Here is an 18,166-nt window from a genome sequence, read left to right on the forward strand (position 1 = left end):
TGATCGTCACGCAAACACGGATATGTGGGCGTGGACATGACTGTCCCAAAAGACGAAACTGTGGGGCACCGACCATGACGACACGGCGACAGTTCGGCCACAAGCCGGCAACGACGCTAAGGGGGGTGCGGCAAGTGCGGGCCAGACGACGCCGGAGCACCAACACCGATTATCTGAGCGATGCTTTGGCGCTACTGGGTGGGTGGACCCGCGACGGGGTGCAGATCCGGCGGGATCTCGCCTGTGACGACAGCCAGCACGCGGCACTCACCGAGCGCATCAAAGTGGCGGCGGACACACTGCACATTCGACCAAGTATCCGGCGGATCGACGGTCACACTCAGATCTGTCTGGGCCCGCAGGACGGCACCGCGATTACCGATGGTGAGGTAACGCTGGCGGCCCGGATCGAGGATTTCTACCGCACTGTGGTCGAGCGTCCGTAACGCTGCGGGCGCTACGCTGCGCCGCATGACTGACGTGGTGTACGACAACAAGGGCCAGCTCGAGCAGATCAAGAGCGGCCTGCTCGACGGCGAGGAGATCATCGCCGTCTACGACGCGATCGGCGCCGGCACCGGCTTCATCGGCCTGACCAACCGGCGGATCATCGTTCAGGACAAGTCCTACGTCGGCAAGCGGTTCGCCATCACCAGCATCCCGTACTCGAAGGTGCACAGCGTCAGCGTGGTCAGCAACAAGAGCTGGGCCGGCCAGTTCTTCTCCTCCGGCACCATCGCCATCACGGTCGGCACCCACGTGTACGAGATCGAGTTCCGCGGCTCCGACAAGGCCCACACCGTGCATAACCTGATCCTCAGCCGGGCCTCCTGAACCCCTCCCGGCCCCAGGTCTTCGTTTCGCTTCCGGTTCCTTCCCGGTACGCGCCGCGCCGCTCCGCCAGATCGACACCGTCCCGCCCTGCCCGCGCTCCGGGTGCCACTCCCGGCCGCAGCGCGACCGCCGGGCCCATGCAGCCACTCACGGGCCGGGCCCGGCACCCGCGTGCCCTGGGGCGGGCGCAGAGGCACCGCCCGAACTCGAGAACGCCGCCCCAGCCCGGGACCAGCGCTGCCGACCCTGTCACGCTCCCTCAGCTTCATGCAGCGATCTTGGGCTCCTGGCCACACCCGGCGGGGCAAAGCGGCACAAGGTCCAATCGCCCTGAGCAATCTTGGGCTTCCGGCCACACCCGACAGGGAAAAGCGGCCCAAGATCGCAGTGAAGGGTGGCCTTTCCGGATACGCGCGCTCAGGGTTTGAGCGCGCGCTGGGGGCCGGGGCACCGCATCAGCCCGGCGGTCGCCCTGCGGCTGGGGCACTGGATCAGCCCGGCGGTCGCGGTGGGGCCGGGAGTGGGCTGGTGGTCGCGCCGGAAAGCGGGGACGGGGCAGATTCGGCGGGGCGGGGGTTACCCGTACCCCGCAGGTTTTCAGGGGCCGCCGACTGCCTGCGTGAGGTCCCAGACGTAGCGGCGGCCGGCGGGTTTCTCGTCGCGCCAGACCACCTCCCAGCGGCCGCGTGGGTCGCGGACCGGTTCGCTCATCCGGCCGTAACCCTGGCGTTCCTTGACGCTCGGCGGCTGGTCGCTCTCCGGGAAGCTGAAGGTGACCTCGAAGCGGGTGAAGGCCGACGGCGTCCCGCTGGCGTTGGGCAGCCGGTCCTCCCAGACCAGCTGGTCCCAGCCGCGTTCGCGCAGGGGCCGCCACAGGCCTTTCGGGCGGTATTCGACCTGCCACTCGGTCGGTGTGGTCATCGCCGGGTCGAAGATCAGCCAGACCCGCAGGAGCCGGGTCTGTTCCAGTGGCAGCGCGGTGATGGTGCCGGCAACCGGGCGGATCGTCTTGAACGCTATGTCGTCGATGCGGATCAGCCGGTCGTTGTCGGTCGGCACGATCGGCCGCATGGTCCGGTGCGTGACCAGCGGCTCGGGCGTGGTGACCCGTTTCTCGACGATGCGGTCGCTGTCGTCGTCGGCGCCGACCGTCACCAGCACCTCGAGCGTCTCGGAGAAGAGCGGCTTCTCCCGGTCGCTGATCCGCTGGATCGCGTCGAGGTAGTGCTGGTGGCCGGCCCGCTGCAGGGCGAGGTCCTTGGTGGTGTTCAGCAGCTCGGCCCGCAGCTGGCGGATCTTGACGACGAAGGCGAGCTGCCACAGCCGGACCACGAAATAGAGCAGGCAGGCCAAGAAGACGGCGGTGAGCACCCACTGGGCGATGCTGGTCGGGATCTCAGCGAGCTGGGCGATGCCGGAGGCCAGTCCGATGAGCACGATCGAGACGTTCAGGGTGCCCCTGAACAGGGTCTGATACTTCGACGGTGTCTCGGCCATCATCGACACAATGATGTCGAATGGGCGCTAACCGACAAATACCTATATAGAGTGACCTGACACGGGCCGGGACGCCCGATCGTACGAGGTCGCCGGCCCGATCAGCGGACGAGACATGCCAGACCGGCCCACCGCCGACGGTTACCCACGAGTAACTATTGCTCCCGGATTTCCCGCCGCCGCATGCTGGCCCAGGAGTTTTCCACCCCGACCTCCCCGACCCCCCGGAGGCGATCACCGGTGCTGACCCATTTACAGCGACCGTTGACCCGCAGATACCGCGCCGAGCTGTTCGGTCATGACCTCGATGCGGCCCCGGCCGGCACCGGGGGTGGTGAGGGGGGCCAGCCACACCGGCTCAGCGCCGCGCTGGGGGCGAACGCCATCTTCGCCTTCGCGTTCCTGCTGTCCGCGGTCCTGGTGGGGCTCGCCACGGTGGCCCTCCACTGAAGGGCCACCCCTCGGCTAGCGGTAACTTCCGCCCTCACCGCCACGCGTGACAGACATCGTTCTCCCTCTTGGCACGGAATGACTCCGAAGCTTCAACGGAATCGATCCGCTCCGGGTTGCGCGTGTTCCTCATCCGATTCGAGCCTAACCACGGCCGCGGGTCCCGGCGTCAGTTCGCCGGAACGGGCAGGACGCGGGTGGGCAGCGGAGTCTCGGTGACCGAACCGTCGGCGGCGCGCTTCAACTCGTACCCCGATGGCCCTTCCCGGTCGGCGACCGCCTCGGCCAGCGCCGTGCCGCGATAGACCAGCCCGGCCCCGTCGTCGGTCGCGTATCCATCCGCCAGGGTGCCCTCGCCGATCAGCTCGTGCATCTTCGGCCGGCGCTGTTCCTCGGCGTCGTAGTGCACGCCGTTGCTGTACGGCAGCCAGCCCAGCCCGTCGGTGAAGGCACGCAGCTCGAGCCCGTAGCTGTCGGTGCTGCCGCCCTGGTGCCAGCAGATCGATCCGGCCGACACCCCGCTCATCACCACACCCGCCTGCCAAGCCTCGTGCAGGATCTCGTCGAGGCCGTGCACCCGCCAGACCGCGCACAGGTTCGCCACGCTGCCGCCGTCCACCCAGACGATGTCCTGGGCCAGGATGTGCGCGCGGATGTCCTCGACGTTCGGCATCGGGAACAGCTGCAGGTGCGACATGGTGAACTCGGTCCCGGCGAACGCGGAGTAGAACGCGCCGATCCGCGTCTCCGGGTCGCCGGTGGCCTGGGTCAGCACGCAGATCTTCGGCGCCTTGCGGGCGTTCGCCAGCTCGGCGGCGAAGTAGTGGATCGCACCCGGGCGCAGGCTCATCGGGCCGTGCTTGCCGCGGCGGAAGAACGCGCTGGTGGCCAGGATCGTGGGAACGTCGGCAGTCACCGCAACATCATCGCGCACGCGTCGGAGGTCTCCAGCACGAGATCCGCCGCGATGTCGATGGCCAGCGCGAGGTGCATCGGATCATTGGTCACCGCGGCGAACGCGGCGTCCACCCGGGCCTGGAACCGGTCCGGCGCGCCGGGCAGCGCACCGGCCGCGGCGACCGCGCCCTTCTCGTTGATCAACCACTGCCCGGCCGCGCCGTGCAGGGCGTGCGCGCACACCCCGGCCAGCCGGAACAGGCACCCGGCGATATAGGCGCTGTCGCCGCGGGAGACCGCCTTGCGCGCGATGCCGACCAGGAAGTCGGCCTCCCAGAGGCCGCCGACCAGGGCATCCGCCAGCGGGCGCGGGAAGGTGCGCACGCGGCGTTGCAGCGTGGTCAGCTCGCCGGTCGGGTCCGACAGGATGCGGCCCAGGGCCAGTTCGCCGGGGTACGCGAAGTCGGGCACCCCCAGCGGATGGCCGGCCTGGGTGTGGAACGCGTACCGGCCCTTCTCGGCGTCGGCCCAGCACCGGTGCACCCGGTCCAGGTCGCGGTAGATCCAGTCCACCGGGTCGCCGTCCACCCGCAGCCAGCCGCCGCCGTCGACCCACGGGCCCCAGTCGCCCGGCACGGTCACCTTGGCGCCGGTCCCGCCGACCGCCACGGCCAGCTCGCCGAGGCGACCGGTGTCGAGCGGGTGCCGGTAGTAGAGCCCGAGGTCGGTGTCCGACTCCGGCGTGTGGGTGCGGCGGGCGCGGCTGCCGCCGAGGACCACCCCGACGACGCCGGGCACGGCGGCCAGCCGGTCGGCGAGGCCGATCAGGGCGGCGTCGGTCAGTGCCATGGGTTCACCGTGGTCTGCCGGGCCGGACGGCGCAATGACCGGGTGGTCCTCAACACAGTGTTGCGGGCTCCAGGCGTACGTTGTCCAGGGTTTCCGGGTTGAGCAGTTCGAGGTCCTCGTCCGAAAGCAGGACCGAACCGCCGAGCTGAACCGCGCTGCTTTCCTCGCGCCCCTCCTCGCCGGCCGCCGTTGCCGGCTTCTCCTGCCCCTCCGGGCAGACCGCGGACCGCCCGAGCGGCATGCACAGGTGCAGCGGCTTGCCGCACTCCTTGACCGGCTTGCGCCGCGCCCCGAACGCCACGACCCGCGGCTCGGGCTTCTTGGTGACGGCGGTGTCGACCAGCTTGCGGTCGGCCGGCTTGCCGTCGACCAGCGTCACCAGGTAGCGCACAGTCTCCACGCCGGGGGCGCCGGGCGTCTGGATGCGCCGGGTGCCGCGCGGCAGCGACGAGTCGCGGACCAGGCGGGTCGGGAACGGGATCGCCCGGGTCTCCACGTCGGTCCGGGTGGTGACGACCGGCGCGGGGGCCGGCTGGGCGGCCCGCGCCGGCGCGACCCGCACGGCCGGTTCTCCGTCAGCGGTACGCGTGGGCCGCGGCCCGGTCCGGTCGGCGCGGTCCTCGCCGTCGCGGGCCCGGCTGAGCTGCTCCGCCGCGGGTTCGGCCGGGGTCGCCTGCTGGGGAACGGCGGTGTGCCGGCGAGGCAGCGGCTCAGCCGCGGCGGCCGCCCGGCTCACCACCTCGGGGTCCTCGTCGAGTTGTGGGGCGCCGAGGTCCTCGGCAGACCGTTGCTGCACCGCGAGGGTCTTCGTGTCGTCCCCGGTCAGGGACGCGACTCCGGCCGCCCCACCACCGACGACCACGAGGAGCGCCGCGGCGCCAGCGGTCATCCGGATGCCGAACGGCAGCCGGGCCCACCAAGACTTTCGTGGCATTTCGAGCAGATGCTGCCAAGAGTCACTAGTTGTCTGGTTTTGCACCAAAGCATTGTGACTCTCCACGAGCCGGACGCAAGCCTCCCCGAGTCACCCGAAATGCTGACCGCCGTGCCCCGTGACCGGGTTCGCGCGTTGCCCCGGCGAGCCGCAAAATCGACTGCCCCGGGGCGTGCGCGGCGGCCGTACGATCGGGTCCATGTCCGCCTCAAGTTCACCGGCGGGCCTCGCTCCGCTGTCTCCGCAGGAGGAGGCGGTGATGCGGGCGCTCGGCCGGTTCCTGCTGGTCATGCCCCGCGCCCTCGACGCCGACCTGGTCCGCGAGCAGCGGATGTCCGCCAGTGAGTATTCGGTGCTGCGCCACCTCTCCGAGACACCCGGCCAACTGATGCGGATGAGCGAGCTCGCCACCGCGTGCGATATGTCACTGAGCGGCATGACCCGGCTCGCCGCGAAACTCGAGTCGCTCGGCTATCTGCGCCGCATCCGCTGCCAGGAGGACGCTCGCGGAGCGAACGCGGTGCTCACCGAGAAAGGCCTGGAGCGTCTCCAGGAGGCCTGGCCCACCCATCTGGCCAGCGTCCGCCGGCACATCTTCGACCACCTCGGCGAGATCGACCTGGCCCGCCTGGCCGCCGCCTTCAACGCCATGGCCTCCGACGCCTGAGCGCGCCTCCCCGTCAAGATCCGGCGGATTGCGATGATTAGGGCGTGCTCAACGCTGGTGTGCGGGACCGGATCGCCCGCATCGTCTCCGAAGTGCTCGCCCCCGCGGTGCTGGTCGCCGCGCTCCTGCTGATCGTCGGCTGGCACGCCGGCGAGGCGCCCGGGGTATCACGGTGGTGGGGTCTGCCCGGTGCGCTGTTCGCCGCGGTCATCCCGCTCGGCTACGTGCTGCACGGCGTACGCACCGGCCGGCTCACCAACCACCACATCCCGGAACGCGCCGACCGCCGCATCCCGCTGATCTTCGGAACCGCGTCGCTCGTCGCGGGCCTGGTGCTGCTGATCGTGCTCGGCGCACCCCGCGAGGTCCTTGCGCTGCTCGCCGCGGGCGGCGTCGGGCTGGCGGTGTTCGCCCTGGTCACGCACTGGTGGAAGATGTCGATCCACGCCGGCGTCGCGTCCGGCACGGTGGCCGCGCTGACCGCCGTCTACGGGCCGGTGGCCCTGCTCGGCGTCCCGCTGGTGATTCTCGGCGGCTGGGCCCGGGTCCGGCTCACCGCGCACACCCCGGCCCAGGTGGTGGTGGGCGCCCTGGCCGGCGCCGTGATCGCCGGCACCGTCTTCCCGGCGCTGCGCTGACGTTCAGCTGGTTCAATGCGCATTGTGGAGTGGCGATTCAGTGGCGAGATCATCGAGTGGCGCGGGCCGGCGCCCTTCTACTTCGTGGCGATGTCCGAAGCCGACAGCGCCGAACTCAAAGAAGAAGCACGAGAACTGATCTATTGGGGCCAGGTGCCGGTACAGGCCGTCATCGGTCGAACCGAGTTCCGAACGGCCCTCTTCCCCCGCGACGGCCGCTATCTGGTCCCCCTCAAGGACGCCGTCCGAAACGCCGAAGGCATAGGCGAAGGTGACGTCGTCGCGGTAGTTGTGCGCCCGTCCCGCCAGACCGGAGACTGAAGCGCTCGCGTCACCCGATCGGTCGGCAACCTGGTCGCCGCGCCGCCTCCCGGCGCACGCTTGACGCGAACCGAACACCAGATTGGTCGGACGCGACCCGGATTATCCCCGACGGTGGCTGGGAACAACCACGGGAGCCGAATCCTGGCGAAAGGCCCCCATGGACAACCAAACCGAACAGCAGGGTGGGGTCCGCTGATGGCCACCCTGGTTCCGAGCCTGGTGCGCCTGCGCACCGATTTCAACACCGTGTTCCCCGGTCGCGACAAGAGTTCGGACGGGTGGATCGGCGACACCGCGCATCAGGGCCGCGACTCCGACCACAACCCGGACGAGCGCAATCTGGTCCACGCGATCGACGTCGACGCGAACCTGGGTTCCGGCGTCGACATGCGCGACGTCGTCGAGTTCATCGTGGCGCGCTGCCGGTCCGGCAAGGAGAAACGCCTCACCTATGTCATTCACGACCGGACCATCTGGTCGGCGACACAGGGCTGGACCGCCCGGCGTTATTCCGGCGACAACCCCCACACCGCGCACGCGCATTTCTCGGCCGGCGACACACCGGCCCGCGAGCGTGACACCGGCACCTGGCACCTTGAGGAGGTACCCGTGGCTCTCACCGCCGCCGACAAGAAATGGATCGCCGACCAGATCGCGGTCACCATGAAACGGCTGATCACCCAGGACGAGGAGGTGCGCCGCCACCTGCGCGCCATCCCGTGGCAATACGTCGGCGGCGGCATTCCGCAGGGCATGTCGACGCTCGGTGTGCTCAACCAGACCTATCTGGCGGCCACGCAGGAGGACGAGATCTGAGGGGCCTTTCCTATCGGCGCGCGCCGGTGCTGTCCCGCAGCGCGCGTTCGTAGCAGACCGACACGTCGGAGCCGACGTAGGCGCCGAACGGCAGGATCTCGGTGTACCCCTCGCGTTCGTAGAAGCGCATCGCGTCCGGCTGGGCCGGCCCGGTCTCCAGGCGGATCGTCGTCCACCCGCGGTCGAGCGCGGCCGCCTCCAAGGCGTGCAGAATCGCCGTGGACACGCCGGAGCCGCGGCTGCCCGGCTCGACATACATGCGCTTGACCTCGGCGCTGTCCGCGTCCAGGCGGCGCAGAGCTCCACAGCCGACAGCCCGCCCGGCGCTGTCCAGGGCGACCAGGAAGAGATCGATGTCGGCGGCGGACGGCGGCGTACCGGGCTCATGGTCGTCTGAGCCGTAACGGACGTCGAGTTCGGCCCGCTGCGCGTTGCGGAGCGCAGCCCCCGCCGGGTCGTCCCACGAGCGCTCTTCAATGGTCCAGGTCATGGCGGCCTCCTTCGTAACAAGCGTTACGGTAACATCCGTTACGAAAAGAGAGAGGTGCGACGCGTGTCACGCACAGCGGACCGATCGGCGCAGGGCGAGGCGTTGTCCCGGGCGGTATGGACCGTGCTGGCCGAGCAGGGTCTGGAACGGCTGACCGTGCGCGCGGTAGCAGCTGCCGCCGGTTGCACCACCGGGCTGGTGATGCACCGCTTCCCGAACCGCCAGGCCCTGCTCCTGCACGCCCGGCAGCTACTGCACGAGACCACCCGCGCTCGGGTCGAGGCGCTGGAGGCCGCAGCAGCCACCCCCCGGGCGGCGTTGCGGGCAGTCCTGCATCAGGGCATGGCGATCAACGAGCAGACCCGCCAGGAAGCGGTGGTCTGGATGGGCTTCCTGGCCGCAGCCGTCTCCGACGAAGACCTGATCGCCGAGCACCGCCGCAACAACCGCGCCTGGCGGACCAGGGTCGAACGCCTCACCGCCGCAGCCGCACCCGACTGGCCGGCGGACCGGGTGTCAGCCGCGACACTGGCCCTGATCGCCATGACCGAGGGCGTGGCGGCGTACGCAGCCGCCGACCCGGCCGCCTTCCCGGCTGTCGCCCAGAAGCAGATGCTCGACGCAGCACTCGCCGTCTACGACCTGGCCGAGTGACCCGACCGCCGGCCGCAACCGCTGGAGAACCCACCTACAGCCCGATGATCCGAACCCGTTGCCCGCACAGCTTGACCATGTCGTCGACATCGGAGGTCAAGACCGCCACCGGCGCAGGTAGCCGCAGCGCCACCTCCGCGACCATGGCGTCGATGGCGTACTTGTGCCCATGAAGCCCTGCCGCCTTCAACAGCCCCGCGCTGCGACGGGCGGTTTCCTTCGTCACCGACTCCACCCGGATCCGGGACAGCAGCCAACTCAGCCGCGCGACATCCACACCAAAGTGAGCAACCTCGATGATCGTGGCAGCCGACATGGCCAGATCGACCCCGTCACGCTCCGCCTGCTCCAGCAGGCGCATCACCTTGCGATCCTGGTCGATCCACTCCGAGAAGCCCTGCGAGTCGAGCACCAATGACTCAAGGCTCACGCCGCACGCCCGGTCTCCCCGGTCCCGTGCAGGAGCGCCCGAGCCTCGGCCATCTCCTGGTCAGTGAACGCCCCGGACTCGCCCTGGTAGCGGTCCAACTCCTCCCGGAGTAGCCTGCGCCGCTCGGCCCGCTCGGCCAACTCGGTGAGGTAGCCGGAGACGTTGTCCGTGTGCGCCTTCATGCTCTCCAGCAACTCTGCCGGCAGCGTGATCGTGACCTTCTTCGTCCTGGCCATCCATCGACCATACCATGGTATTACCAGCACGGAGCGAGCCTGGCGCGCAGGCCACGACTGCACTGAAAGCTCGGCGGAGGTTGAATCCGCGCCTATTAAGGCGCAGACCCGATGCGGCAGACGTCGGCATGAAATCAGACGTTGAAGCGGAACTCGACCACGTCGCCGTCCTTCATGACGTAGTCCTTGCCCTCCATGCGGACCTTGCCGGCGGACTTGGCCGCGGCCATCGACCCGGCCGCCATCAGGTCGTCGAAGCTGACGATCTCGGCCTTGATGAAGCCGCGCTGGAAGTCGGAGTGGATCACGCCGGCCGCCTCGGGGGCGGTCGCGCCGACCGGGATCACCCAGGCGCGGGCCTCCTTCGGACCGGCGGTCAGGTAGGTCTGCAGGCCGAGCGTCTCGAACCCGACCCGGATCAGCCGGTTCAGCCCCGGCTCGGACTGCCCGGTCGACTGCAGCAGTTCGAGGGCCTCGTCGTCGTCCAGCTCGATCAACTCGGACTCGATCTTGGCGTCCATGAAGACCGCCTCGGCCGGGGCGACCAGCGCGCGCAGCTCGTCGAGGAACGTCTCGTTGCCCAGCTCGGCCTCGTCGACGTTGAACACGTACAGGAACGGCTTGGTGGTGAGCAGGTGCAGCTCGGCCAGCAGCTCCAGCTCGATGCCCGCGGCCTTCGCACCCTGGTAGAGCGTGACACCGTCGTTGAGCAGCTTGAACGCGGCCTCGGCGGCGGCCACCGCGGCGGCCTTCTCCTTCTTGAGCTTCGCTTCCTTCTGCAGCCGCGGCAGGGCCTTCTCGACCGTCTGCAGGTCGGCCAGGATCAGCTCGGTGTTGATCGTCTCGATGTCGTCGGCCGGCGAGACCTTGCCGTCGACGTGCAGCACGTTCGGGTCGGAGAAGGCCCGCACCACCTGGCAGATCGCGGAAGCGTCGCGGATGTTCGCGAGGAACGCGTTGCCCCGGCCCTGCCCCTTGGAGGCGCCGCGCACCAGGCCGGCGATGTCGACGAAGCTCACCGGCGCCGGCAGGATCTTCTCACTGCTGAACAGCTCGGCGAGCTTCCCCAGCCGCTCGTCGGGCAGCCCGACCACGCCGACGTTGGGCTCGATCGTCGCGAACGGGTAGTTCGCGGCGAGCACGTCGTTCTTGGTCAGGGCGTTGAACAGGGTGCTCTTGCCGACGTTGGGCAGGCCGACGATTCCGATGGTGAGGCTCACGGAACGCCAGTCTACGGGTTCGGCTATTCAAAGAACCGGCGCAGTTCGGCGGCGACCAGCTCGGGCTTGCCGCTGTCGTCCGCGGCGGTGTGCCCCACCCCGCTCAGGGTCACTCTGCGCACTCTCGGCAGGATCGGTTCAAGGTCATTCAAGACCCCTTTCAGGTACGCCGAGGAGCGCTCGCCACCGAGCAGAAGCGTCTCGGCCGTCACCGCCGCGTACGTCTCCAACGGCCCGGCCGCATCCTGGACCACCGCCGCGTCGAGGCGCATCGTCGGGATCAGGTCGCCGATCAGCCGGCCCCGGCCATTGCTGATCGCGAGCCGGATGAACGGGGTCAGCGCAGCCCTCGGCACGTGGCGGAGCTCGCCGGTGCCCTGAACGACCGTCACATACGCGGCGGCCCGCTTGTTCGCGGCCAGCTCCTTCTCGTACCGCGGCAGCCAGGCGATCGGGTCGTGTACGCCGTACTTGAGCGGTGGCTCGTAGAGGGCCAGGCGCTCGATCGGCAACTCCATCGCGGCGCGCAGCGCGACGACCGCCCCGGAGCTGAGGCCGAAGACGTTGCCGGCGCCGGTTTCGTCGAGCACCGCGTGCAGGTCGTCGATCTCGACCCGCAGACCGTGACCGGCCGCCGCCGGAGCGCTGAGGCCACGTCCGCGACGGTCAGGGACGTACACAGTGTGGGTCCGGGCGAGGTTGCGGGCGAGCTTGGTGAAGTTGGCGGAGGCCTGCATCCCGCCGTGCAGGAGCACGAGTTTGGGGCCGCCGCTGCCGTAGGTCCGCCAGTGGATCTGGCGCTTGATCGCTGTCGTCGCCATGCGTCAACCGTAGTTGACAGATCCCGAGTCGTCAACCACGGTTGACAGACGGCCATGTCCGAATCCCGCCAGCTTTCCGGGGCGCGCCGGGAGCAGACTCAAGGCATGGAACTGGACTTCGAACGCTGCTACCGCGCCGTCGACAGCCGCGACCAACGGTTCGACGGCTGGTTCTACACGGCGGTCCGGACCACCGGGATCTACTGCCGGCCGTCCTGCCCGGCGGTCACCCCGAAACGGGAGAACGTCACCTTCCACCCGAGCGCAGCCGCCGCCCAACGAGCCGGCTACCGGGCCTGCCGCCGCTGCCGGCCCGACGCCGCCCCCGGCTCCCCGGAATGGGACGCCCGGGCCGACACCGTCGGACGGGCCATGCGGCTCATCGGCGACGGCGTCGTCGACCGGGAAGGCGTGTCCGGGCTCGCCAGCCGGCTCGGCTACACCGAACGGCACCTCAACCGGATGCTCACCGCCGAACTCGGCGCCGGGCCGCTGGCGCTCGCGCGAGCCCAGCGGGCGCAGACCGCCCGGATCCTCGTCGAGACCACCGATCTCGGGCTGGCCGAGATCGCGTTCGCGGCTGGGTTCGGCAGTGTGCGGCAGTTCAACGACACGATGCTTGAGGTGTACGCGACATCGCCCAGCCAGCTGCGCGAGAAGCGGCCCACCGGGCGGGGGGAAGCCGGCGTGATCAACCTGCGTCTGGCGTACCGGCCTCCGCTGCACGCCGCGTCGCTCCTGGAGTTCCTCGGGGCGCGCACCCTGCCCGGAGTCGACGAAATGGCCGGAGACACGTACCGCCGAGGGTTGCTCCTGCCGCATGGCAGCGCGAGCGTCGCGCTGCGGCCGGGAGATCGGTGGGTGCATGCGACGCTGCAGCTCAGCGACGTGCGGGATCTGGCGCCGGCGGTGGCGCGGTGCCGGCGGCTGTTCGATCTGGACGCCGATCCGGTCGCGGTCGACGCGATGCTGGGGGCGGATCCTGCGCTGGGTGCGGCCGTGGCGGCTGAGCCGGGGGTGCGGGTGGCTCGGGCGGTCGATGGGTTTGAGATGGCTGTTCGGGCTGTGGTCGGGCAGCAAGTGAGTGTGGCGGGTGCTCGGACGACTTTGCACCGGATGCTGCGTGCTGCTGGTGCGGTCGATGGCCTCTCTTCGGCCGCGGGCTCATCTTCGGCCGCGGGCTCATTTCCGGCCGCGGGCTCATCTCCGGCCGCGGGCTCATCTCCGGCCGAGGGCTCATCTCCGGCCGCGGGCTCATCTCCGGCCGAGGGCCCCTCCCCCTCCCCCGAGTCCACCTCCCAACCGGCTACCCGGCCGCTCACCGGCTTCCCGGCCGCCGAAGCCATCGCTGCGCTTCCCGATTCCGCCTTCGGCATGCCGGCCTCTCGCCGCGCCACCATCCGCGCCCTGGCGGAAGCCGTGGCCGACGGCAAGCTCGACCTGGAACCCGGCGCCGACCGCACCGAAACCGTCGCCCGCCTCATGGACCTGCCCGGAATAGGCCCATGGACTGCCGGCTACGTGGCGATGCGTGCGATCGGCGACCCCGACGTCTTACTCGAGACCGACCTGGCCGCCCGCCGCGGCGCCGCAGCACTGGGCCTGCCCGACTCCCCCCGATCCTTGGCAAAACACGCCGAACGCTGGCGGCCCTGGCGTTCCTACGCCTTGGTCCGCCTCTGGCGCGCCGCCTGAGAACCGAACCTACCGGCGCCGCATCCCATCCGAACCGTTGTCCACAATCCCGCGTTGTCCACAGGCCGCTGCGCAAGATCGCTCCCGGTCGGCCACGCTGGATCCCCCTGTGAGGAGAGAATCATGTTGCGTCATTCGACCTTGGACACCCCGATCGGCCCGTTCACGGTGGTCACCACGGCCGCGGGTGCGGTTCGTGCCGCGGGTTTCACCACCGACGTGCCGGAGTTGATGAGTCTGGTCCATCCGAGCCTGTTGGCGCCGGTGGAGGCGGACGACGACGTCGGGCCCGTGCGTGCCGCGGTGCGCGACTATCTGGCCGGTGATCTGACCGCGCTGGACGGGATCGTGGTGGAGCAGTACACGCGTGGCGAGTTCATGCGGCATGCCTGGGAGGTCATGCGGCAGATCAAGCCGGGCGCCCCGGTGACGTACACCCGATATGCCGATCTGTCCGGCCGGCCGACTGCGATCCGGGCCGCGGCGGCCGCCTGCGCCCGCAACGCGGTAGCGCTGATCCTGCCGTGTCATCGGGTGCTGCGCACCGACGGATCGCTTGGCGGTTACCGCTGGGGACTGCCGGTCAAGTCGTGGCTGCTGGAACACGAGGCCGCCGGCTGAGCTCGGCCGCCGCGGCAGTGGCCGGGAGAAACGGGCACGCGGCTGCCGGGCGGTTCCGGCAGCCCAATCGGCACCTCGAAAACATGCGTGGGCGGCGGCTCGCCCAAGCCAGCCGCCGCCTGGGCATCTAACCAGCGCTTCGAAACACGCCTGGGTGGCGGCTCGCCCTCACCAGCCGCCGCCTGGGCATCCAACCAGCGCTTTGAAACACGCCTGGGTGGCGGCTCGCCCCCACCAGCCGCCACCCAGACACCTAACCGAGCAACTCGCACTCGAACGTGCGTCATCGGCGGCTGGGCTGGGGGCGACGCGGGGCCGCTGAGCTGAGAGGGCTGGGCTGGGCTGAGCTGGGTTGGGTTGGGCGGACTGAACGGAAGGGCGGCTCGCGGTTGGGCTGGGTTGAGCGGAAGGGCGGCTCGCGGTTGGGCTGGGTTGGGCGGAAGGGCGGCTCGCGGTTGGGCTGAACGGGGGCTTGCGGCTGAGCTGAGCTGGGAGAACTTGCGGCTGGGCTGGGCTGAGCAGGAGGGCGGCTCGCGGTTGGATGGGGCTGAGCGGGAGGGCGACTCACGGCGGAGCTGAGCTGAGCCGAGGGGACTAGCGGCTGGGACTGAGCGGGCTGAGCGGGAGGGCGACTCGCAGCGGGGTTGAGCGGGAGGAGCGACCCACGGCGGGGCTGAGCTGGGTTAAGGGTGCGGCGGTGGGAGACGTGCAGGCGAGCGGCGGCCACGTGCTTCAGTTCGGCGGGCACGCTGACTGCAGTGGGTGTTCAGGCCGCTGGGTATGGCGAACTCGGGCGAATACGCGTACCGAAGCTGGTTTTCAGGGGAATCGGCATGCCGGACCCGGCCGCCGTGCGACCAGCGGCTGAGGGTTGTCCACAGCGGCGCAAAAGGTCTCGCCGGGGCAGGGCATCGGTCCTACGCTGAGCGGCATGACTGATACGGGAACCGGGCGCCACGGTCTCCCCGAGCGGCCGTCTCTGGACGGGCTCGAGGGGAAGTGGGCGCCGCGCTGGCAGGGGGAGGGCACGTACGCATTCGACCGTTCCAAGGAGCGGGCGGATGTGTATTCGATCGACACACCCCCGCCGACCGTATCGGGGTCGTTGCATATCGGGCACGTCTTTTCGTACACGCATACCGACACCGTCGCGCGTTTTCAGCGGATGCGTGGGAAGACCGTGTTCTATCCGATGGGCTGGGACGACAACGGGCTGCCCACCGAGCGCCGCGTGCAGAATGTTTTCGGTGTCCGTTGCGATCCGGCGCTGCCCTACGACGCGGGTTGGGAGCCGCCGGCGAAACCGCCGAAGCAGCCGGTTTCGATCTCGCGGCGCAATTTCGTCGAGCTCTGCAATCGGTTGACGGTCGAGGATGAGAAGGCGTTCGAGGCGTTGTGGCGCCGGCTGGGTCTCTCTGTCGACTGGGGATTGACCTATTCGACGATCGGGACGAAGGCGCGGGCTGTCTCGCAGCGGGTCTTTCTGGCCAATCTGGCTCGCGGGGAGGCGTATACGGCGGAGGCGCCGACGCTCTGGGACATCGGTTTCCGGACGGCGGTGGCGCAGGCCGAGTTGGAGGACCGGGAGCGGCCCGGCGCCTATCACCGGTTGCGGTTCCACGGGCCGGACGGCCCGGTCGAGGTCGACACGACCCGGCCCGAGTTGCTGCCGGCGTGTGTCGCTCTGGTTCATCATCCCGGTGATCCGCGGTTCGCCGGCCTGACCTCGGTGCGGACGCCGTTCTTCGACGTCGAGGTTCCGGTCCGGGAGCATCCGCTGGCCGCGGCCGACAAGGGTACGGGTATCGCGATGGTCTGCACGTTCGGCGACCTGGCCGACGTCACCTGGTGGCGCGACCTGGAGCTGGACACGCGGGTCGTGCTCGGCCGGGACGGGCGGTTCCTGGCGGATCGTCCGGCCGGTGTTCCCGCGGCGGCCTATCAGGCGTTTGCCGGCCTGACCGTCAACGCGGCCCGCCGGGAGATCGTCCGGTTGCTGCAGGAGTCCGGTGACCTGCTCGGGGAGCCGCGGCCGGTCACGCATCCGGTGAAGTTCTACGAGAAGGGCGACTCGCCGCTGGAGATTGTCACCAGCCGGCAGTGGTTCATCCGCAACGGCGGGCGCGATCCGGGGCTGCGCGAGCGCTTGCTGGCGCGCGGCCGGGAGTTGGAGTGGGTTCCGGAGAGCATGCGCCATCGGTACGACCATTGGGTCACCGGTTTGACCGGGGATTGGCTGATCAGCCGGCAGCGGTTCTTCGGCGTGCCCGTCCCGATCTGGTACCGGCTCGACGACGCTGGCGAGCCGGATTACGACCAGCTTCTCATACCGGACGATTCCACACTGCCAGTCGACCCGTCCTCGGATTGTCCGCCGGGGTTCACCGAGTCGCAGCGCGACGTCCCGGGCGGTTTCACCGCGGATCCCGACGTGATGGACACCTGGGCGACGTCGTCGCTGAGCCCGCAGATCGTCACCGGCTGGAGCACCGACGAGGACCTGCACCGGCGGGTCTTCCCGATGGATCTGCGCCCGCAGGGCCAGGAGATCATCCGGACCTGGCTGTTCTCGTCGGTGCTGCGTGCCGATCAGCTCCACGACACGCTGCCGTGGAAGCGGGCGGTGCTGTCCGGCTGGATCCTCGACCCGGACCACAAGAAGATCTCCAAGTCGCAGGGCAACGACGTGGTCACCCCGCTCGCGCTGCTGGAGCAGTACGGGTCCGATGCCGTTCGGTACTGGGCGGCGAGCGGCCGTCCCGGCGCCGACCTGGCGTTCGAGCCGGCTCAGCTCAAGGTGGGGCGGCGGTTGGCGACCAAGCTGCTCAACGCGTCGAAGTTCGCTCTCGGGCTGGGTGCGGCCGAGGCGCTGCGCCGGCCGGTCACCGAGCCGCTGGACCGGGCCATGCTGGGCCGGCTGGCGGAGGTGCTCGGCGCCGCGACGACCGCCTTCGAGCAGTACCAGCACACCGATGCGCTGCAAACCGCCGAGACGTTCTTCTGGACGTTCTGCGACGACTACATCGAGCTGGTCAAGGACCGGGCCTACGGGTCGGGGCCGGGCGCCGACTCGGCGCGGGCCGCGCTGGCGGCCGGGTTGTCGGTGCAGCTGCGGCTGTTCGCACCCTTCCTGCCGTATGTGACGGAGGAGGTCTGGTCCTGGTGGCGTTACGGTTCGGTGCACCGCGCCACCTGGCCGACGACGTACGAGTTGTCCCGCGTCGCTCCGGACAGCGATCCGACCCTGCTGGATCTCGCCGGGGAGGCGTTGCGGCAGGTCCGGCGGGCCAAATCGGACCGGAAGCTGTCGATGAAGACGGAGGTGCCGCTCGCCGAGGCGCTCGGCCCGGCGGAGCTGCTCGACCGGCTGGAGCTGATCGACGGTGATTTCCGGGCCGCCGGCCGGATCACCAAGCTCGACCTGCTGCGCGACCGCACCCCGGAGCTCGTGATCGCCTGCGCGTTCTGAGTCACGGCCTCCGCTACCTGGCGAAAGCCCGGTAGCGGGGGCTCGGCTTGGTCCACCATAGGAGGCATGTCGATCGCACCGGAGCAGGTCGTGGCGCCGGCCCGGGACGCGGTGCTGTTCCGGTCGTCACCGGCCCGGACGTTCGCCGTGGTGTCCGTCGCGCTGATCGTCGCCTATGTCGCGGTGTCACCGATCGTCGGCTGGATCACGGGCGACTCCGGGGACCCGTGGTGGGTCACCGCGCTGCAGGCGGTCGTCATCGGCGCATGCGTGGCCGGCACCTACGCGCTTTCCGCCCGGGCGGCTCTGCCGACCTGGGTACGGGTCTCGGCCGGCGGTCTGGAGCTGGCCGCGCAGGACAGCGACCCGATTCTGCTGGACTGGGCGGACATCGCCGCCGTGGTGGTTCGCCGCGACGGCCTGCGTACGGTGCTCGAGGTCGTGCCGGCCGACCTGGACAGCGTGCACCCGGTGCAGGGCGCCGACCACGGTGATCCGGCCCTGGTGGACACGCCGCGCGGGCCGGCGTACACCGCTGATCTCACTCAGATCTGGCCCAGCCCGGGTGCCCTGCGCCGCGAGCTGGACCGGCGGATGCGCGCCGCAGGCAAGGTCTAGACGCGA

21 protein-coding genes are annotated in these 18,166 nt (G+C 69.9%); 12 read left to right on the top strand and 9 right to left on the bottom strand.

Translation table 11 applies throughout. The features are described 5' to 3' along the window. The first annotated feature begins 134 nt into the window (after positions 1-134). Positions 135-446, top strand: a complete 312-nt coding sequence (locus tag OHA21_RS34755) for a pterin dehydratase (RefSeq protein ID WP_328478725.1) — start codon at positions 135-137, stop codon at positions 444-446. 25 nt (positions 447-471) lie between these two features. Next, positions 472-834 (top strand): PH domain-containing protein, encoded by a 363-nt coding sequence (locus tag OHA21_RS34760; protein ID WP_328462274.1) that lies wholly within the window; start codon positions 472-474, stop codon positions 832-834. Between the two features lie 597 nt (positions 835-1,431). On the opposite strand, the gene OHA21_RS34765 is transcribed toward OHA21_RS34760, so the two are convergent. After that, positions 1,432-2,334 (bottom strand): hypothetical protein, encoded by a 903-nt coding sequence (locus tag OHA21_RS34765; protein ID WP_328462276.1) that lies wholly within the window; start codon positions 2,332-2,334, stop codon positions 1,432-1,434. A 261-nt stretch (positions 2,335-2,595) separates the two neighbouring features. Here OHA21_RS34765 and OHA21_RS34770 point away from each other — a divergent pair, with 261 nt between their 5' ends. Then, entirely contained in the window at positions 2,596-2,781 is a 186-nt protein-coding gene (locus OHA21_RS34770; protein ID WP_328462278.1) for a hypothetical protein, read from the top strand. 169 nt (positions 2,782-2,950) lie between these two features. On the opposite strand, the gene OHA21_RS34775 is transcribed toward OHA21_RS34770, so the two are convergent. The 3 genes from OHA21_RS34775 to OHA21_RS34785 are packed head-to-tail and all read right to left on the bottom strand — an operon-like array spanning position 2,951 to position 5,461. Further along, positions 2,951-3,697: a peptidase E gene (locus OHA21_RS34775; RefSeq protein ID WP_328462280.1), complete on the bottom strand. Its 747-nt coding sequence runs from the start codon at positions 3,695-3,697 to the stop codon at positions 2,951-2,953. After that, positions 3,694-4,527, bottom strand: a complete 834-nt coding sequence (locus OHA21_RS34780; RefSeq protein WP_328462282.1) for a nucleotidyltransferase domain-containing protein — start codon at positions 4,525-4,527, stop codon at positions 3,694-3,696. Before OHA21_RS34780 ends, OHA21_RS34775 begins: the two co-directional genes overlap by 4 nt. 49 nt (positions 4,528-4,576) lie before the next feature. Next, a complete protein-coding gene (locus tag OHA21_RS34785) occupies positions 4,577-5,461 on the bottom strand; it encodes a G5 domain-containing protein (RefSeq protein ID WP_328462284.1) in 885 nt (294 codons plus the stop codon). A gap of 199 nt (positions 5,462-5,660) precedes the next feature. On the opposite strand from OHA21_RS34785, the gene OHA21_RS34790 reads away from it, so the two are divergent. The 4 genes from OHA21_RS34790 (at position 5,661) to OHA21_RS34805 (ending at position 7,906) form a co-directional block, all read left to right on the top strand. Next, a complete protein-coding gene (locus OHA21_RS34790) occupies positions 5,661-6,128 on the top strand; it encodes a MarR family winged helix-turn-helix transcriptional regulator (RefSeq protein WP_328462286.1) in 468 nt (155 codons plus the stop codon). Between the two features lie 44 nt (positions 6,129-6,172). After that, positions 6,173-6,766 carry a phosphoesterase PA-phosphatase gene (locus OHA21_RS34795; RefSeq protein ID WP_328462288.1) on the top strand — a complete coding sequence of 198 codons (594 nt, stop codon included), beginning with the start codon at positions 6,173-6,175 and terminating at the stop codon, positions 6,764-6,766. Between the two features lie 15 nt (positions 6,767-6,781). Beyond that, a complete protein-coding gene (locus OHA21_RS34800; RefSeq protein ID WP_328462290.1) occupies positions 6,782-7,087 on the top strand; it encodes a DUF1905 domain-containing protein in 306 nt (101 codons plus the stop codon). Positions 7,088-7,285: 198 nt separating this feature from the next. Continuing rightward, positions 7,286-7,906 (top strand): hypothetical protein, encoded by a 621-nt coding sequence (locus OHA21_RS34805; protein ID WP_328462292.1) that lies wholly within the window; start codon positions 7,286-7,288, stop codon positions 7,904-7,906. 10 nt (positions 7,907-7,916) lie between these two features. Here OHA21_RS34805 and OHA21_RS34810 read toward each other — a convergent pair whose 3' ends face one another. After that, positions 7,917-8,396 carry a GNAT family N-acetyltransferase gene (locus OHA21_RS34810; RefSeq protein WP_328462294.1) on the bottom strand — a complete coding sequence of 160 codons (480 nt, stop codon included), beginning with the start codon at positions 8,394-8,396 and terminating at the stop codon, positions 7,917-7,919. Between the two features lie 63 nt (positions 8,397-8,459). Between OHA21_RS34810 and OHA21_RS34815 the strand changes: the two genes are divergently transcribed. Continuing rightward, a complete protein-coding gene (locus OHA21_RS34815) occupies positions 8,460-9,050 on the top strand; it encodes a helix-turn-helix domain-containing protein (RefSeq protein ID WP_328462296.1) in 591 nt (196 codons plus the stop codon). Between the two features lie 34 nt (positions 9,051-9,084). Here OHA21_RS34815 and OHA21_RS34820 read toward each other — a convergent pair whose 3' ends face one another. The 4 genes from OHA21_RS34820 to OHA21_RS34835 all read right to left on the bottom strand — a co-directional run bounded on the left by OHA21_RS34820 (position 9,085) and on the right by OHA21_RS34835 (position 11,757). Continuing rightward, complete coding sequence (locus tag OHA21_RS34820) at positions 9,085-9,462, bottom strand: PIN domain-containing protein (protein ID WP_328478727.1); 378 nt, start codon at positions 9,460-9,462, stop codon at positions 9,085-9,087. Between the two features lie 14 nt (positions 9,463-9,476). Further along, positions 9,477-9,716, bottom strand: coding sequence for a hypothetical protein (locus tag OHA21_RS34825; protein ID WP_328462298.1), 240 nt, complete (start codon positions 9,714-9,716; stop codon positions 9,477-9,479). A 134-nt stretch (positions 9,717-9,850) separates the two neighbouring features. Then, the gene (ychF, locus tag OHA21_RS34830) at positions 9,851-10,936 is read right to left on the bottom strand and encodes a redox-regulated ATPase YchF (RefSeq protein ID WP_328462300.1); all 1,086 of its coding nucleotides are present in this window, start codon (positions 10,934-10,936) and stop codon (positions 9,851-9,853) included. A gap of 23 nt (positions 10,937-10,959) precedes the next feature. After that, positions 10,960-11,757 (bottom strand): alpha/beta fold hydrolase, encoded by a 798-nt coding sequence (locus OHA21_RS34835; RefSeq protein WP_328462302.1) that lies wholly within the window; start codon positions 11,755-11,757, stop codon positions 10,960-10,962. Between the two features lie 105 nt (positions 11,758-11,862). Here OHA21_RS34835 and OHA21_RS34840 point away from each other — a divergent pair, with 105 nt between their 5' ends. From OHA21_RS34840 to OHA21_RS34855, 4 genes are all read left to right on the top strand, one after another. Then, positions 11,863-13,452, top strand: a complete 1,590-nt coding sequence (locus OHA21_RS34840; RefSeq protein ID WP_328462304.1) for a DNA-3-methyladenine glycosylase 2 family protein — start codon at positions 11,863-11,865, stop codon at positions 13,450-13,452. 123 nt (positions 13,453-13,575) lie between these two features. After that, positions 13,576-14,073 (top strand): methylated-DNA--[protein]-cysteine S-methyltransferase, encoded by a 498-nt coding sequence (locus tag OHA21_RS34845; protein ID WP_328462306.1) that lies wholly within the window; start codon positions 13,576-13,578, stop codon positions 14,071-14,073. Positions 14,074-15,004: 931 nt separating this feature from the next. Further along, positions 15,005-17,542, top strand: a complete 2,538-nt coding sequence (valS, locus tag OHA21_RS34850) for a valine--tRNA ligase (protein WP_328462308.1) — start codon at positions 15,005-15,007, stop codon at positions 17,540-17,542. A gap of 66 nt (positions 17,543-17,608) precedes the next feature. Continuing rightward, complete coding sequence (locus OHA21_RS34855) at positions 17,609-18,160, top strand: hypothetical protein (RefSeq protein WP_328462310.1); 552 nt, start codon at positions 17,609-17,611, stop codon at positions 18,158-18,160. Positions 18,161-18,166: the final 6 nt, after the last annotated feature.

The sequence above is a fragment of the Actinoplanes sp. NBC_00393 genome, from assembly GCF_036053395.1.
Taxonomy (GTDB): domain Bacteria; phylum Actinomycetota; class Actinomycetes; order Mycobacteriales; family Micromonosporaceae; genus Actinoplanes.

Coding starts and splice junctions, on each gene's coding strand:
- OHA21_RS34760 (WP_328462274.1), top strand. CDS start 472: ATGACTGACGTGGTGTACGACAACAAGGGCCAGCTCGAGCAGATCAAG.
- OHA21_RS34765 (WP_328462276.1), bottom strand. CDS start 2,334: ATGATGGCCGAGACACCGTCGAAGTATCAGACCCTGTTCAGGGGCACC.
- OHA21_RS34780 (WP_328462282.1), bottom strand. CDS start 4,527: ATGGCACTGACCGACGCCGCCCTGATCGGCCTCGCCGACCGGCTGGCC.
- OHA21_RS34785 (WP_328462284.1), bottom strand. CDS start 5,461: ATGCCACGAAAGTCTTGGTGGGCCCGGCTGCCGTTCGGCATCCGGATG.
- OHA21_RS34790 (WP_328462286.1), top strand. CDS start 5,661: ATGTCCGCCTCAAGTTCACCGGCGGGCCTCGCTCCGCTGTCTCCGCAG.
- OHA21_RS34800 (WP_328462290.1), top strand. CDS start 6,782: ATGCGCATTGTGGAGTGGCGATTCAGTGGCGAGATCATCGAGTGGCGC.
- OHA21_RS34805 (WP_328462292.1), top strand. CDS start 7,286: ATGGCCACCCTGGTTCCGAGCCTGGTGCGCCTGCGCACCGATTTCAAC.
- OHA21_RS34810 (WP_328462294.1), bottom strand. CDS start 8,396: ATGACCTGGACCATTGAAGAGCGCTCGTGGGACGACCCGGCGGGGGCT.
- OHA21_RS34825 (WP_328462298.1), bottom strand. CDS start 9,716: ATGGCCAGGACGAAGAAGGTCACGATCACGCTGCCGGCAGAGTTGCTG.
- OHA21_RS34835 (WP_328462302.1), bottom strand. CDS start 11,757: ATGGCGACGACAGCGATCAAGCGCCAGATCCACTGGCGGACCTACGGC.
- OHA21_RS34840 (WP_328462304.1), top strand. CDS start 11,863: ATGGAACTGGACTTCGAACGCTGCTACCGCGCCGTCGACAGCCGCGAC.
- OHA21_RS34845 (WP_328462306.1), top strand. CDS start 13,576: ATGTTGCGTCATTCGACCTTGGACACCCCGATCGGCCCGTTCACGGTG.
- valS (WP_328462308.1), top strand. CDS start 15,005: ATGACTGATACGGGAACCGGGCGCCACGGTCTCCCCGAGCGGCCGTCT.
- OHA21_RS34855 (WP_328462310.1), top strand. CDS start 17,609: ATGTCGATCGCACCGGAGCAGGTCGTGGCGCCGGCCCGGGACGCGGTG.